The 14,258-nt window shown below is 60.2% G+C and carries 12 protein-coding genes and 1 riboswitch; of the genes, 1 reads left to right on the top strand and 11 read right to left on the bottom strand.

The annotated features are described in order from the left end of the window. Positions 1-234 precede the first annotated feature (234 nt). Positions 235-1,914 (bottom strand): sulfatase-like hydrolase/transferase, encoded by a 1,680-nt coding sequence (locus AC33YF_RS00345; protein WP_491775195.1) that lies wholly within the window; start codon positions 1,912-1,914, stop codon positions 235-237. A 338-nt stretch (positions 1,915-2,252) separates the two neighbouring features. On the opposite strand from AC33YF_RS00345, the gene AC33YF_RS00340 reads away from it, so the two are divergent. Beyond that, entirely contained in the window at positions 2,253-4,034 is a 1,782-nt protein-coding gene (locus AC33YF_RS00340) for a sulfatase-like hydrolase/transferase (protein ID WP_491775194.1), read from the top strand. Between the two features lie 98 nt (positions 4,035-4,132). On the opposite strand, the gene AC33YF_RS00335 is transcribed toward AC33YF_RS00340, so the two are convergent. The 10 genes from AC33YF_RS00335 to AC33YF_RS00290 form a co-directional block, all read right to left on the bottom strand. Beyond that, entirely contained in the window at positions 4,133-4,378 is a 246-nt protein-coding gene (locus AC33YF_RS00335; protein WP_491775193.1) for a hypothetical protein, read from the bottom strand. Between the two features lie 150 nt (positions 4,379-4,528). Further along, positions 4,529-6,148, bottom strand: coding sequence for an adenylate/guanylate cyclase domain-containing protein (locus AC33YF_RS00330; protein ID WP_491775192.1), 1,620 nt, complete (start codon positions 6,146-6,148; stop codon positions 4,529-4,531). Positions 6,149-6,231: 83 nt separating this feature from the next. Beyond that, the gene (locus tag AC33YF_RS00325) at positions 6,232-7,290 is read right to left on the bottom strand and encodes a linear amide C-N hydrolase (protein ID WP_491775191.1); all 1,059 of its coding nucleotides are present in this window, start codon (positions 7,288-7,290) and stop codon (positions 6,232-6,234) included. 133 nt (positions 7,291-7,423) lie between these two features. Then, positions 7,424-8,305, bottom strand: a complete 882-nt coding sequence (locus AC33YF_RS00320) for a DUF1289 domain-containing protein (RefSeq protein ID WP_491775190.1) — start codon at positions 8,303-8,305, stop codon at positions 7,424-7,426. After that, the gene (locus tag AC33YF_RS00315; RefSeq protein WP_491775189.1) at positions 8,302-9,102 is read right to left on the bottom strand and encodes a cobalamin-binding protein; all 801 of its coding nucleotides are present in this window, start codon (positions 9,100-9,102) and stop codon (positions 8,302-8,304) included. The genes AC33YF_RS00320 and AC33YF_RS00315 overlap by 4 nt, the downstream gene beginning before the upstream one ends. 161 nt (positions 9,103-9,263) lie before the next feature. After that, positions 9,264-9,473, bottom strand: a riboswitch (cobalamin riboswitch). Between the two features lie 136 nt (positions 9,474-9,609). Then, positions 9,610-10,998 carry an adenosylhomocysteinase gene (ahcY, locus tag AC33YF_RS00310; protein ID WP_491775188.1) on the bottom strand — a complete coding sequence of 463 codons (1,389 nt, stop codon included), beginning with the start codon at positions 10,996-10,998 and terminating at the stop codon, positions 9,610-9,612. Positions 10,999-11,111: 113 nt separating this feature from the next. Next, complete coding sequence (locus AC33YF_RS00305) at positions 11,112-11,429, bottom strand: HPr family phosphocarrier protein (protein WP_491775187.1); 318 nt, start codon at positions 11,427-11,429, stop codon at positions 11,112-11,114. After that, a complete protein-coding gene (locus AC33YF_RS00300) occupies positions 11,430-11,831 on the bottom strand; it encodes a PTS sugar transporter subunit IIA (protein WP_491775186.1) in 402 nt (133 codons plus the stop codon). A gap of 85 nt (positions 11,832-11,916) precedes the next feature. Next, a complete protein-coding gene (locus AC33YF_RS00295; protein ID WP_491775185.1) occupies positions 11,917-12,414 on the bottom strand; it encodes an HPr kinase/phosphorylase in 498 nt (165 codons plus the stop codon). Between the two features lie 16 nt (positions 12,415-12,430). Next, positions 12,431-14,251: a stimulus-sensing domain-containing protein gene (locus AC33YF_RS00290; protein WP_491775184.1), complete on the bottom strand. Its 1,821-nt coding sequence runs from the start codon at positions 14,249-14,251 to the stop codon at positions 12,431-12,433. Positions 14,252-14,258 lie beyond the last annotated feature (7 nt).

Raw genomic sequence — 14,258 nt, 5'->3', positions numbered from 1 at the left:
CGTCCGGCGGCAGCGCAATCTACGCCGCGTGTGATGGTGCCTTTGCGGTACTGTAAACGGATGCGTCGAAAAATGTGCCGCATATTGGACGCACAACCGCTACAGCGGACGACTGCCGCAAAGGCGAATCACTTCGAGACTACCTGCTTCGCGGACTCTTGCCCACAGTCCAACGCACTTTGATTGGCCCGCGTCTCGCCTTCCTTCGCCCCTTTATGACGGACCCATCGCAATTTACTGCCCGAGACTGGGGTCCATACTTGGATCGAACGGGAGCTCGTCGAGATGCTCCACGTATTCGAGCGGATCGAACGGAAGCTTGGAAAGATCCATTTTGGGCTTCCCGAGCGCTTCGATTTCAGGTGTCGCGTTCGCGATGCCTGTCCAAGGTACGCCAAACTTCTCTTTGTTGTTAGGGTACTTCTTCATCCAGAGCTTATGGCGCAGCCGCATACGGTTGAACGGGCTCTTCAGGTGAATGAGATTGGTGAGCATCGGTGTCTTCTCGCGTGGATCGGCTGGGAGGAAGTAGAAGGCTGCTGGTATGCCGCTCGCCTCGCCGACGGGGTCGGGCGAAATCCAGTGACGCTTGTAGTTACCCTTGACGGTCGCACCGAGCTTGGGTCCGGCGTAAATGAATACGTAGTCGCGGCGGCTATTGGTATCGCCCTCAAACAACAGCGCAGTTTGGTCCACGCCATCGATAACGCGGTCTGTTGGGATGTACTGCGTCGCGCCCGCAAGGTTGGCAAACGTCGTGAATAAGTCCACTTCGTGAATGATATCACCGACCTGCTGACCGGGTCTAATGACGCCCGGCCACCACGCCATGGCCGGCACACGCACGCCACCCTCCAAAAAATCTCCCTTACCGCCGCGGAATATTGTCTCGGCCATGCCGATGCCCGGGGGCGGGTTGTGCGACATGGGTCCGTTGTCGGCCATCGCCACGACCAGCGTATTGTCCGCAATGTTCAACTCTTCGAGCTTCGCGATCAGCTTCGCGATGAAGGGGTCGATGTTACATTGAAGGCCGTCTTGTAAGAGACTCCGAGCCACGGCGCATTTCTTTGGATTGGGCAAGAAGCTTGCGAGGTTCGGCCAATTGGCGATGTAGAAGGGCTTTTCCTCCTGCACGCTCTTCTCGATAAATTCGAGCGTACGCTTTTGCGCTTCCGGATCGATCTTTAGATAAGTGTCGTGAGAGTTATCGCCCCACTGCTTTGCTTTTTCGCCTTTCTTCCCTTCGGCGATCATCACCCAGCCTTTGGTTACAAAGCTATCGTCGAGCTTGTAAGGGTCGGGTGGCAGCATGTCCTCGTGCAAACCGATCGAAGCGTTTGCGCCTTCGGCAAGCTTGGTGTTGAGCGACAGAATCTGATTGTAACCCGTGAAGAACGCTTCATCGAAACCCTGGTTGTGAGGATAACTCTCCTCGATATCGCCAAGATGCCACTTACCGTAAAAGGCCGTGTTGTATCCGGCTTTCGAGAGCACCTCCGCCATCGTCACTTCTTCGCCACGCATTCCGTGGCTCTCTAACAACATACCAATGTTGTACATGCCGTTGCGAATTGGGTGACGCCCAGTAACAAGGGCTGCACGGCTCGGGGTGCAGCCAACCTCCGTGTACATGCGCGTGAATAATATCCCTTCTTCCGCGAGTCGGTTGATGTTCGGCGTCGTCAGACCACGAACCTTCTGAATGGCAGGAATGCCGACGTCGCCGAATGCCGTATCGTCCCACATGATGTGAATGATATTCGGCGGGCGCCCGTGTTTTGCCTTTAGTTCGTCGAGCTTCGCTCGCAGCGCGGTGTCCTCGGCTGCCCATTCGTCGCCGTGCTGCGCCTTTAGAACGTAGTACTCGGCGTCATGGACGATCTCTTCCTCAGCCAGCGCTGGGCTAAACATGGAAGCGAGAGTGAGAGCGGCTGCAACTGCACCGAGTACGGCTCGACTGGCTGACTGCACCGGCGCCAGCCACGGCCGAGAAGAGCTCTGCGTGAAGACTTTTGTTTCTGCTTTTTTGGGGGGCATGTTTTCTCCGGTGGACGCTTACGGATCCTACATCTGCTAGACTCGGTACGAGATGCTCAAACAGGCGAGTTCCGAGTGAAACTCCCCGTGATATGTCGAGGCTAATGTAGCGCTTGTTGGGGCGCAGCGTGATCGAAATATCGCAAGTACTAGCGTGGCCGGCCATAGACGCTCGGCGCAATTCCGCAAGACCGGAGACCATGGAGTAGAGAATGACTGCAAAAAGTGAAGTCAGCCGAGGCCGCTTCCACAAACGCGAGTTCGGACCTTCTTTGAGCGCTTTATTGGGGGCGCTGCTTCTTGTCTTAGGGCTCGGGGCTCTTGGATCTGCTCATGCGGAAGACGGCGAAATCGTCCACGATGCCGAGTTCTATATTCTGAAGGCTCAGAACGGTGCGAGGTGGGCGGAGCAAGATAAGGAGCTCGACGCAAAGCTCGCGGCGCTCGCGGAAAAGTTCGGGCAGCCGCCCAACATCGTTTACATCCTCTGGGACGATACGGCATTCGGCGCCGTTGGCTTCCCCGCCCTACAGAAGAACTTCGGCTACGACACGCCCAACCTGAACAGGATGGCTGCGGAAGGTATCAATTTCACGCGCATGTACACCGAGCCGTCTTGCACGCCCACACGGGCGGCAGTGCTCACCGGCCGTCATCCGGTGCGTCACGGCATGGGCGTGGTCGGCATGCCACATGAGTTTTCGGGCTTAAGAGAAGAAGAAGTCACCATCGCCGAGGTTCTATCCGACGCAGGTTACGCGACAGGCTTCTTTGGTAAGGGGCATCTTGGCGATATCGAAGATAGCTATCTTCATAACCAAGGTTTTGACGAAGCTTTGTTTACACCGATGAATCAGATCACGTCGCTCTACAATCCTCAGGGCAATGCAGCGAATGCAGTGCTCGGCTTATTTCCCGAAATCTATCCACCCGACCCCTATAGGCTCGATAACCCCGGCCTGGTCCCCGAGGGCTGGGTCATGAACATCGAAGGCGAAAAGGGAGAGCAGGGACGCGAGTGGTGCGGCACCTCCAATGAGTGCTTCTCGAAGTTAGATGAAGAAGCTGAGAAGCGAACGCTTGCTTTCATACGAAAAAATGCCGAAGCGAAGAAGCCCTTCTTCGTTTCCTACTGGCCGAACTTTCTCAACTTCATGGAGTTCCAGATGCCGAAGAAGTCAGTGGCCGGACTGATGGTGGCTGACTCTTTCCCCAAGCTCGACAACTTCGTTGGCGTGCTGATGGCTGAGCTCAAGAAGCTCGGTATCGTCGAGAACACGCTCGTCATCGCGATGGCGGATAACGGCCCAATGGTGCACAGCCCGCCAGCCGGATGGGGCATGCTGCCAATGCTGTATCGCGGCGGTAAGGGCGACTTCACCGAAGGGGGTGTGCGCGTGCCGGCCTTCGCCTGGTGGCCCGGTATGATCGAGGAGGGTCAAGTCGTCGCTGATATCGTCCATGTCACGGACCTCTACACGACGTTCGCGCGTTTGGGCGGCGCGTTGGGCAATGTCCCAACCGATCGTGTCGTTGATGGGCTCGACCAGACGGCCATCTTGTTGGAGGGCGATACCAACGGCCGACGCGACTATGTGTTTATCTATGCGGGCCACGAACTCGGCGCTACGGTTAAGGGCCGCTACAAGCGTCATTGGATTGGTGCTGGCGACGTTGCCGCCTCAGGTATGCCGGAGGCCTATTTTGACCTCTATATGGATCCTCGGGAAGAGAACCCACAGCTGGTACCGCTCATTCACACGCAAGGACAATTCAACCGGATGCGTGCGCGGCATGAACTGTTCAAAAGGAAGTATCCGGACGTACCCAACGGAAAAGGTATTCCGTACACGGGGCTGTCGAATGCGCGACCCGAGACGAAGGCGATCGCCGACCGCGTGAGAGCGACGGTGGACAGCATGCCGTTCGATGTAGAGCAGTACCTGAAGTTCGATGTCCCCGGCAGTGACGCCGTGGGAGATTGGGGCCGTTAGGCGCCCGAGAAGGGCCGGGGTGGAACGATCGGAACCGGCTCGCCACTATTGGGGGGCGGGCGGGCGCGCCTTGCCCCGATCGTTCTCTTGAACCCTCCTTACTCGACGACGCCCTTACAGATGGAATCGTCGCCGCGGATTGAAGCGAGCTTGGCGTCAGCATCCGCCTTGTTGGCGTATCCGCCGGTCTCACCGAGCGCCTTTTGTCCAGCGCTTGGCTTGCCCTCGGAGACGGAGCAGTTTCCGACCGTATCAACGGTGACGTAGAACATGGGTGCGGCTTGGACCGAGCTTGCGCCGACAACGACGGCAAACGCAAAAGCACTGGCAATCAGAGCCTTCATGGCAATTCCTCCTAGCAGAGATTTTCCCGATACCGCCGAAATGGGTCGCCCCGACAGGGTTTTCCAATAGGAAAGTACGGTCCCGCTCGATAGGCGTGACCTTCACAGAAGAGGCTGGGAAGAGGGTGTGGCCTAGCCGGCCTGCTGATCTTATAAAGGAATCACTGTTCCCATGTCGCTCTTGGGGCCGATCAAGAACCACGAGCGCATCTTACCTTTGCCCTTGAGCTCCACCTCGCCGGCGTCTTCGAATTCGAAGTCGTCCGCCACGCGGACATGAACCGCCTCTGACACATGAATGCGGTTTGGTGTCGCCGTGCTCTCATAGCGCGCCGCGACATTCACAACATCACCCCAGAGGTCGTAGGAGAATTTTTGAGTTCCCACGATGCCGGCGACGACCGTACCGGTATGCATGCCAATACGAATGCGCAGGGGATGCGGGAAGCTCGCCGCATAGTCGTCAAAGCTCTTCAAGGCGTCGAGCGCAAAGCGCGCCACTTGTTGGCAATGCGTCGCACTGCGAACGGGAACGCCGCCAACCACCATGTAGCAGTCACCGATCGTCTTGATCTTCTCTAAATCGTGCTCAAGCGCAAGATCGTCGAAACGGCCGAAGATATCATTTAGCATAGTGACGATCTCACGCGGCCCGATCTTTTCTGCAAGTTGCGTGAAGCCGACAATATCGGCGAAGAGAACGGTGACCTCAGGATAGGTCTCCGCGATCGGTCTCTCGCCGCCCTTCAGCCGTTCGGCGATGAGCGCGGGCAGAATATTGTGAAGCAGCTTCTCGGAGTGATCTCGTTCCGTAGCCAGTTCTTTGGCCTGGCTCCTGGCCTCCTCGGCTCGTTCCTCGACTTCGCCAAGCGCCGTTTTGAGGCGCCCGGCCATTGAGTCGATCGCGCCTGCCAGCGTCCCGATCTCGTCCGACCCCGCAATCTGCGTGCGTGCGTCCAGATCGCCTTCGCCGATCTCACCGACGGTGGCGAGTAAACTTGCCGTTGGGCGCAAGATCCGCCGATGCAGGATCCACACAAGACCGGCAATCAAGCCTAAGAGCGCGACGCTGGTTGCAATGAGGCTCGCAAGGACGCGGCTCGCATATTGGTTAAGCTCGCGCAGCTCGCCGCGCGTGCGGGTGTTGACCATCATCAGGAACGTATCGATCGGTTCCATGATAGCCGCCTTGTCTTCGTGATAGGTCTTGTCGTGCAAGATCCGCATGGCCATCTCGCGGTCCGGCGGCCCTTCCCGGGAAAAGGCGCCGGTGCCGTCGTCAAAGCGGCCCTCTAGCGCATTCATGGCCACTTCCTCTCGGCGAACGAGACGGTCCGAACGGTTCTGCGCTTCCTTCAGCTTGCTGAATTCGTCGACGGTGATGCCGGCTTCGCGCATCCGGTCCTCAAGCGACTGGGCGCCTACGCTCTCGCCCGACGGCTCCGGCAGCGCACCGGCGATGACGAGGTCCCAATAGACGCCTTCGTGGCCCTCGGGACGCGCTATCTTCCCGTTTCGAATGTCGAGGACTTGGTGAAAGTAGTCGCGGTAGCGCTTATCGCCCGCGACCGCGAAGGTGCGGGCGAACCGCGTCAGATCGTCGGACGACTGATGAAGCTCACGGGCGAGCGCATTGGAGATATGGCGCCGCTCCTGCGCCGCCTCAACATCGTCTTGGATATGCCGCAGCAGGATGGCCTGCACCACGATCGCGGCTGCCAACAAGAAGGCGCCGAGCAGGAAGATGTACAGCAGTCGCGCGATCTTCATAGGGGAACGGCCCTCCGCCGGCCGCTGCCTCCTTATACGTGAGTTTGGTAGGCGAAGAAATTTTTTGCGCTACCGCCTAGCGGCTATTTGAGCCAGGCAAAGGGCTCCGTCTTCTGAAAGTTCGCGGAGACTTCCCCAGCCATCGGCTTTTCGGGATCTACCTCGAGCCTCATCGGGCTTGCGCCTGGACCAAGATCGACGTTCTCAAGATCGACCCAAAACACGGCAGGGAACACGGCGGACTCGAAGAAATACCGCTTTGCCTCATCATCGGCCACGGTCCGCCACAGTGTGGAAGAGATATTAGGGTGGTCCGGATCGCTCATGCCGATGGGCACGCTCATCGCCCTAATCTGGGAGAAGGCCGATGCGAGCGCGAGCTGAGGATCTTTGAACTTGGGCGAGGCTTGTAAGTTGTAGCTGAGGCGCGCGAACCGGTCGGCGGCGCTGATCGTGCCGGGCAGAAATTTGTCGCCGCCGATCAACTGCCAATAGGAGTCGAGCGCGAGCTGTTGATCGAAGGTCGGAGAGTTGGTCATGACGCGATACTCAGGACCGTGATGGATCACGAGCTTGCCATCGAGATATTCGAAGATCGCCGAGTCGCCTGAGGAGTCCGCAAGCGAAAGATGCCCGGAGGCGGGCCTCCCGTTGGGCAGCACGGGCGCCACGACCGTGAACGGAGAGTCTTGCATGGCCGCCACGGCCTCTTTGACGGTCGCATAGTTGTCGAGGAAGTACTGAAGACAAGCGCCAATTGATGTGGTGGGCTTTCCGATCTTCACGGCATCACCATAGTCGGACTCGGCGAGATACAGAACGTTGCCCATCAGGCCCTTGTCGTTGATGCCGTCAACGGACGCTGCATCGTAGAACGAGGTGATCACGGAGCCATGCTTCGATGTCCAGGTGAGCGGATTGTCCCCGATCCCGCCGTCACGTTGCATCCCTTGCGGAAACACCCAGAGGCTCGTCGCGGCCATCGGGTCATTCCAGTCCATGCTACGCGCGATGATGTAGGAGCCGTCCCCCGTCTCGTAGAGCAACCGCGAGCACGCGTCGGCGACCGTGGCCGCGTCAAAGGCCGTGGCTCCTGCAAGGGTGGTTGCAAGATATAGGGCGGGCAGTTTTCCAAAACGCATGGGGGCGCTCCTAAAGAGTGATGGTCCCAACCTCAGCCGCGAACCCTAGAACCGAATTGAATCAAGAAGTTGACGGCGGAATGGCTTCCGCGGGCATGACAGGGAAGCGCCAAGGTCGGGCATCAGTTGTGTCTCATGCACGTGGATAGCACAAGGCACCTGGAAGGTAGGCGCGGGGCAAGTCCATGCCCACCGGCATCGCGCGACTCAACGCAAGTTGGTCCGGCAGCAGATGGGTGTGAGGGCGGTCAGGCGATCGCTCGCCCGGTCTCGGGATTTGGCCTTGCACCTCGATCCGGCCAAGTGCTGTCTCGATGACGCGGGTTGGGCTTTCTGCAGCGAGCACGGGTCCAAGCATGGGCAGACTTGAGATCAGCGTCTGGCCGGCCGCACTGTGCAGCACACTGCGTGCCGAACCGTCGGCAACGCGCACGCAAAATCGAGCCTCCTTTCGATTGAGGCCCAGATCGAACAACTGCTTCGCGCTTTCATCAATCAACGGCGCCGCGTCCTCACCGAGGTCGGCGATGCTGCCAACGGCAGGGAGCCGTCCGCGTTCACGTTTGACAGCAAGCACGACGTGCGTGCCTTCGATGGGGGTTGACGGTGGATCGAAGGTCAAAGCGCGGACATCATCGTCGATCCACATATGAAGCGCGCCGCCATCTGTGTGCGCTGTGATTTTATCGTCGCGCACCTCGACCGCGACGGACTGCCCCGTCGCCGGCGCAAATTCTGCAACGGCGCCGACCACCCCCATGACAAAGGTGCCACTGCCTTGCTCGAGTGACTGGACCACAAAATTCTGCATATCCGTCTTGGTCCAGGGCAGCCTGCGGCAGGCGACCCCGAGTTGCTTCAGACGCTCGGGTATCTCCAGCCAGATGGCGCTGCGCCAGTCTGCAGGGCTTTCGCGCCAATCGGCAATTTCGGTGCCGCTGCGTCCGCAGCCAAGGCACCAACCCGTCGCATCGTCGAGCTTGCAAATACCGACACAGGGACTGGCGGTCGTCATTGGGTCACCTCGTTGGGATTGTCGCCGAGCGCGGCCACGATGGCGTCGAGCCCGTCCGTGAGCGCTGCGGGGCCGGGCTGTAGGATCAGCGGGGATTTAATTTCAAAGATCCGATCGTCGCGTACCGCCGGCATCGCATCCCAGCCGGGCCGCGCGGCGATCTTCTCGGGGCGGACCTTCCTGCCGCACCACGAGGCGAGGATCACATCCGGCGCCGCGGTGATGACCTGTTCGGATGTAACGACACGGTCGCGCGCTGCCGCCTCAGCGGCGAGCTCCGGAAACGCATCGCGGCCACCGGCGATCCCGATCAGCTCCGACACCCAGGCGATGCCGGAGATCATCGGATCGTCCCATTCCTCGAAATAGACAAGCGGGCGGCTCCCGCGCTCGGCATGTGCGGCGATACGCTCCAGGCGTTGCTCGTAGGCGCCCGCCAGCTGTTCGGCGCGGGGGCCTTGGCCGACGGTCGCGCCGAGGTGCCGGATCATGGCGAAAATGCCGGCGACGTCGCGCTGGTTGTAGGCAATGACGGTCACGCCGGTCTTGATGAGCTCTGCCGCGATCTCCGCCTGTAGATCGGAAAAGGTCAGCACGAGATCGGGCGCGAGGCTAAGAATCTTCGGGATGTCCGCCGACGTAAACGCGGAGACACGCGGCTTTTCCTGGCGCACCCGTCGGGGCCTCACCGCATAGCCCGACACGCCGACGATCCGGTGCTGTTCGCCAAGTAGGTAGAGCGTCTCGACGGTCTCTTCCGTCAGGCAAACAATGCGTTCGGGGGGAAATCGCTTCATCGTTTCGCGCGCCGCCTCGCTTCTCGCGCGGCAACCTGCGTAGCCTGTATATGGGACATTCTTCCCTCCGAAGCCGAGCGACCAAACAAAACGCGTCAGTGCTTTCGGAGAAGCCCGATGGAACATCCCGACAATGCGCGAACAACCCCGCTCGCCCATCAGCCCTGGCACGGTCGAAGGCAGGTCTCCTGGCTCGCGGGTCTGCGCCGGCTGCCCGACCTTCCCGGTTTCCCAGTGGTCAGAGTTGGCAGTAAGCTCGCCGCTCACAGTTGCGGGGGCAGCCACGGCATCCGCGCCAAGCGAGGCGCACACCGTGTTCCCTTTCATCCCATCGAACAACGCCTCAGGGAACCTCCAACGATAGCCACGCTGCGGCAGACGGGGCGCATTGTCAATTGCGGCACAATCCCCCGCAACGGCGCTGTCGCGGTCGACAAGAACGCCGACTGGCTCGTTACCCTGGTGCGGCCCGGCCTTCTTGATCTCATCTGAAAAGCAACGAAGTTGCTAGTAGCGATAATGCTCCGGCTTGAAGGGGCCTTCGGGTTTCACACCGATATAGGACGCCTGGTCGTCCGTCAGTGTGGTGAGCTGCGCGCCGAGCTTGGTAAGGTGCAGCTGCGCGACCTTTTCGTCGAGATGCTTCGGCAGCACATAGACCCTGTTCTCGTATTTGTCCGAGTACTGCCAAAGTTCGATCTGGGCCAGCACTTGGTTGGTGAAGGACGCGCTCATCACGAAGCTCGGATGGCCGGTGGCGCAGCCGAGATTCACGAGGCGCCCTTCGGCCAGCAAGATGATGCGCTTGCCGTCGGGAAACTCCACCTCGTCCACTTGCGGCTTCACATTGTGCCAGACGAAGTTCTTGAGCGCGGCGACCTGAATCTCCGAGTCGAAGTGACCGATATTGCAGACAATGGCCCGGTCGTGCATCGCGCGCATATGGTCGACGGTGATGACGTCCTTATTGCCCGTGGTGGTGACGAAGATGTCGCCCTTTGAGGCGGCGTCTTCCATCGTGGTGACTTCGTAGCCTTCCATTGCGGCCTGCAGCGCGCAGATGGGATCGATCTCGGTGACGGCCACGCGCGCGCCCTGGCTCTTCAGGCTCTCGGCGCAGCCTTTGCCCACATCGCCATAGCCGCAGACCACGGCGTATTTGCCGGCCAGCATCACGTCCGTGGCGCGCTTGATGCCGTCGGGCAGGCTCTCGCGGCAGCCATAGAGATTGTCGAATTTCGACTTGGTCACGCTGTCGTTCACGTTGATGGCGGGGAAGGGGAGCGTGCCCTTCTTCTGCATCTCGTAGAGCCGGTGTACGCCGGTCGTGGTCTCTTCGGACACGCCTTTGAGAGTGTGCCGGACCTTCGTGTAGAAGCCCGGGTCGCGGGCGAGGCGCTTCTTGATCGTGGCGAAGAAGGCTTCTTCTTCCTCGTTGGACGGGTTGTCGAGCACGCTCGGGTCTTCCGCGGCCTGGGCGCCGAGGATGACCATCATGGTGGCGTCGCCCCCGTCGTCGAGGATCAGATTGGCGGTCTCGCCCTCCGGCCATTCCAGGATACGGTCCACATAGTCCCAATATTCCTCCAGCGTTTCGCCCTTGACGGCGAACACCGGCGTGCCCGTGGCGGCAATGGCCGCGGCGGCATGGTCTTGCGTGGAGAAGATGTTGCAGGACGCCCAGCGGACCTCGGCGCCAAGGGCTTGCAGCGCCTCGATGAGGACGGCGGTCTGGATCGTCATATGCAGGCAGCCCGCGATGCGGGCGCCTTTAAGGGGCTGTTCGGCGCCGTACTCTTCGCGCACGGCCATCAGGCCCGGCATTTCGGTCTCAGCGATGGCGATCTCTTTACGGCCCCAATCCGCGAGCCCGATATCCTTAACGTGGTAGTTCATGCCGTTCTTTCTGCCTCTGGCTGCATAAAGATATAAAGAAGTCCTTATATGTTATAGGCGGCTGGGGGAGTCAAGACGCGGTTGGCGCTGGCGCTTTCGGCTTTTTTCGCGCCTCAGTCTTCCTCGCCGAAACCGTCTTCGACCAGCGTGACGAGGGCCTGGATGGCCAATTTCGCGCTGTCGCCGCTCGTCTCGATATGTATGAAGTCCCCTTGCCCCGCCGCGAGCATCATCAGCCCCATGATTGAGGTGCCGCCGACGGTCTGCTCATCCCGGCTCACCTGCACATTGGCCGGGAAGTCGCCGGCAACGCGCACGAACTGCGCCGAGGCGCGCGCGTGAAGACCTTTTTTGTTGGGGATCAGCACATCAGCCGCGTAGGTCCCATTTGCGGGATCTGAGAGTTTGATACGGGCCTTGGTGCTGCTCATTTAGTGCGCGGCCAAGATCTGGCTCGCAACGCTAATATATTTGCGCCCAGCTTCTTGCGCTTGAGTGATGGCGTCTTCCAAGCCGCATTCGCCGCGCACGCTCGCCAGCTTCACAAGCATGGGAAGATTGACGCCAGCGACCACCTCGACATCGGGACTTTCCATGGCCGAGATCGCAAGGTTCGACGGCGAGCCGCCGAACATATCGGTAAGCACCACGACGCCGTCGCCGGAGTCGACCTTGGCGAGTGCGGCGAGCATGTCCGCGCGCCGCGCATCGAGGTCATCGTCTGGGGCTATCGAAATCGTTTCGACCTGCTCCTGCGGGCCCACAACGTGCTCAAGCGCTGCGCGGAACTCGCAAGCCAGATTGCCGTGGGTCACGATAACGACGCCGATCATGCTACCTCTAAGATGAAGGCCGCCCGGCTATGGCCGCTTTGTTCCTCGGGCGGAAAGGGACTGTACATATCTGATCCGCGCCTTCCTAAACCTTATTGTTCGCGGCGCGCAAGTGCGCCATAGCGTCCAAGATCGCCAACTTTAGTTTCAGGGGCGTGGAAGCCTCGAAAGCCGCCAACTTGAGCACGGGTACCGCGATACCGGCAAGCGTAGCCTGATCCCAAGGATCGGGCCGCATGCGTGGAACATCCCGACGGTCAACGAGATCGCACACCACGACGACACGCGCCGAGGATATGAAAGGGACCTGCCGAACGCCGAGCCCGCGCACCTCGAGAAGCCCTGCGAGATTCGCCGGTGGCGCGGCAGTAAGGCTGTCGTTTTTTGCAAAGAGGCAAACCTGATCGTCCGCCACGAGCTTGGCTTCGCCTGCATCGTCCTGCGGCAGAGAAAGAAAGCGCAAAGCGAGGTCGGACTTACCGTCCCCTGAGCTTCCGCGAATCAGCGCAGCATTCGTGCCAAGCGCGACGCACGTGCCATGAACGATCATTTCGGAGTTGGGGCCGCCAGGTTCGGGCGTCATGGCATCTGTGGGGGCGCTACGCGGCCTTGAGACGAATAACGAATCGCGCACCGCCGCTGCTCCGCACGTGTCCGTCCGCGGTGCTGGCCTTGTCGTCGGACAGCGGCCGATTCTCCGCGTAGAGGCGTCCGCCATGTGCCGCGATGATCTGGCGAGAAATGTTCAGACCAAGTCCTGAGTTTTGGCCAAACGTCTCGTGCGGGCGATCTGTGTAGAACCGCTCGAAGATGCGCTCGAGGTTCTCCCGCGCGATCCCCGGCCCCTCGTCTTCGATCGTCACTTCGACCTCCGGCCCGCGCCGCCGCGCCGTGACTTTCACAAGGCCGCGCGGTGGCGAGAAGGAGATCGCATTCTCAATCAGGTTCACCATCACCTGATGGAGCCGGCTGTCATGGCCTATGACACGATAGGGATAGGTGCCCGGCGCACGATCAATGTCCAACGACAATTCGGGCAGGTCGTCACGATGAATGTCTCTGTAGAGCGAAACCGTCGCTCGAAGCAGATCGTCGAGATCGACAGGCCGTGCGTCTTCGCGGGCGAGTTCGGCGTCGAGCCGCGAGGCATCGGAGATGTCGCTGATTAGGCGGTCCAGGCGTTTCACATCATGCTGGATGATGTCCATCAACCGTTCGCGAGATTCCTTGTCTCTCACAAGCGGCAATGTCTCGGTTGCGCTGCGTAGTGACGTCAGTGGATTCTTGAGCTCGTGCGCCACATCGGCTGCGAAGCTCTCAATCGCATCGATCCGGTTGTACAAGGCGGATGTCATATCGCGCAGTGCGTGAGAAAGGTGGCCAATTTCGTCAGACCTTTCTGTAAAGTCGGGAATCTCCGCGCGCGCCTTTACGCTGTGCCGAACTCGTTCCGCTGCAACGGCCAAGCGTTGCATGGGCCCTGCAATCGTGTTGGCGAGAATGAGCGAGAGGACGACCGTCACGGCTGCTGCGAAGATTGCTACGCGAAAGATGCGCCAACGTTCGGCCGCTACAACCTCGTCGATAGCGCCGCCGCGGGTCGACAAGAGAAGCACACCGAGCACGGATCGCATTCTCTCCACCGGAACGGCGACCGAGACGACGATCTCTCCCTTCTCGTTCTTGCGGACGATTGGGACGGATGTGCCCGTAAGAGCGGCCTCGACTTCCGGGTAAGCCATGCCGTTTACGGTTCCGATTTCTTTGTAGACAGGTAAATCCACCGGCTGGAACTGGTTCGCAACCGCGTTCCAGAACGTGGTGAGGGCATCGGGCTCGCTGGTCTCTGGCGGCGGCAGGTCGTAGCGCAGTACTTCGCCGCGCGAGTAAAACGTGTCTGAATCGAGAATGAGCGCGCCGTCGCGATCGTAGATGCGTGCGCGGCTCCCTGTCGGCTTCACCAGCGGACGCAGGATGGGCGCAGCGCGTTCAGGGTCGATGGTAAAGCCAAGGGCGTTGGGCATAGCATCGCTCGCCTGAAATCCGGCCGGTCCGATCTCTCTTTCGAGGATTGTCTCGGGATCAACTTCGGACTCGCTGGCGTCGACGCCTGCGGATGCGGCGATTGCACGTGCAATAATCTCACCCTGCGTCTGCAGGCTCTGCACCTGAGCGCCGATCAATGCTGCCCGCAAGTCGTTGAGGTAGAGAATGCCTGAGACGAGAATCGCCAGTCCGATAAGGTTGAGGACGACGATCCGGCGGGTGAGGCTCGAGAAGCCGTGTCGGAAGGGGCGGTGCTGTCCGAGCCAGCGCGAGGCGCGGCGAAGCCAATAGATTCCCCCGCGTCCAACGCGCATAGCGCGGGCGCGCAAGGACGCTGGACCCTGTTGCCAGGACCTTTCAGCGTCGGCAGTCATTGCGCCT

It is taken from the genome of Methyloceanibacter sp. (assembly GCF_058506495.1).
The sequence above is the reverse complement of the archived record's forward strand: the minus strand, read 5'-3'. Positions and strand labels throughout refer to the sequence as shown.

Coding starts and splice junctions, on each gene's coding strand:
- AC33YF_RS00345 (WP_491775195.1), bottom strand. CDS start 1,914: ATGTTTAGCCCAGCGCTGGCTGAGGAAGAGATCGTCCATGACGCCGAG.
- AC33YF_RS00340 (WP_491775194.1), top strand. CDS start 2,253: ATGACTGCAAAAAGTGAAGTCAGCCGAGGCCGCTTCCACAAACGCGAG.
- AC33YF_RS00335 (WP_491775193.1), bottom strand. CDS start 4,378: ATGAAGGCTCTGATTGCCAGTGCTTTTGCGTTTGCCGTCGTTGTCGGC.
- AC33YF_RS00330 (WP_491775192.1), bottom strand. CDS start 6,148: ATGAAGATCGCGCGACTGCTGTACATCTTCCTGCTCGGCGCCTTCTTG.
- AC33YF_RS00325 (WP_491775191.1), bottom strand. CDS start 7,290: ATGCGTTTTGGAAAACTGCCCGCCCTATATCTTGCAACCACCCTTGCA.
- AC33YF_RS00320 (WP_491775190.1), bottom strand. CDS start 8,305: ATGACGACCGCCAGTCCCTGTGTCGGTATTTGCAAGCTCGACGATGCG.
- AC33YF_RS00315 (WP_491775189.1), bottom strand. CDS start 9,102: ATGAAGCGATTTCCCCCCGAACGCATTGTTTGCCTGACGGAAGAGACC.
- ahcY (WP_491775188.1), bottom strand. CDS start 10,998: ATGAACTACCACGTTAAGGATATCGGGCTCGCGGATTGGGGCCGTAAA.
- AC33YF_RS00305 (WP_491775187.1), bottom strand. CDS start 11,429: ATGAGCAGCACCAAGGCCCGTATCAAACTCTCAGATCCCGCAAATGGG.
- AC33YF_RS00300 (WP_491775186.1), bottom strand. CDS start 11,831: ATGATCGGCGTCGTTATCGTGACCCACGGCAATCTGGCTTGCGAGTTC.
- AC33YF_RS00295 (WP_491775185.1), bottom strand. CDS start 12,414: ATGACGCCCGAACCTGGCGGCCCCAACTCCGAAATGATCGTTCATGGC.
- AC33YF_RS00290 (WP_491775184.1), bottom strand. CDS start 14,251: ATGACTGCCGACGCTGAAAGGTCCTGGCAACAGGGTCCAGCGTCCTTG.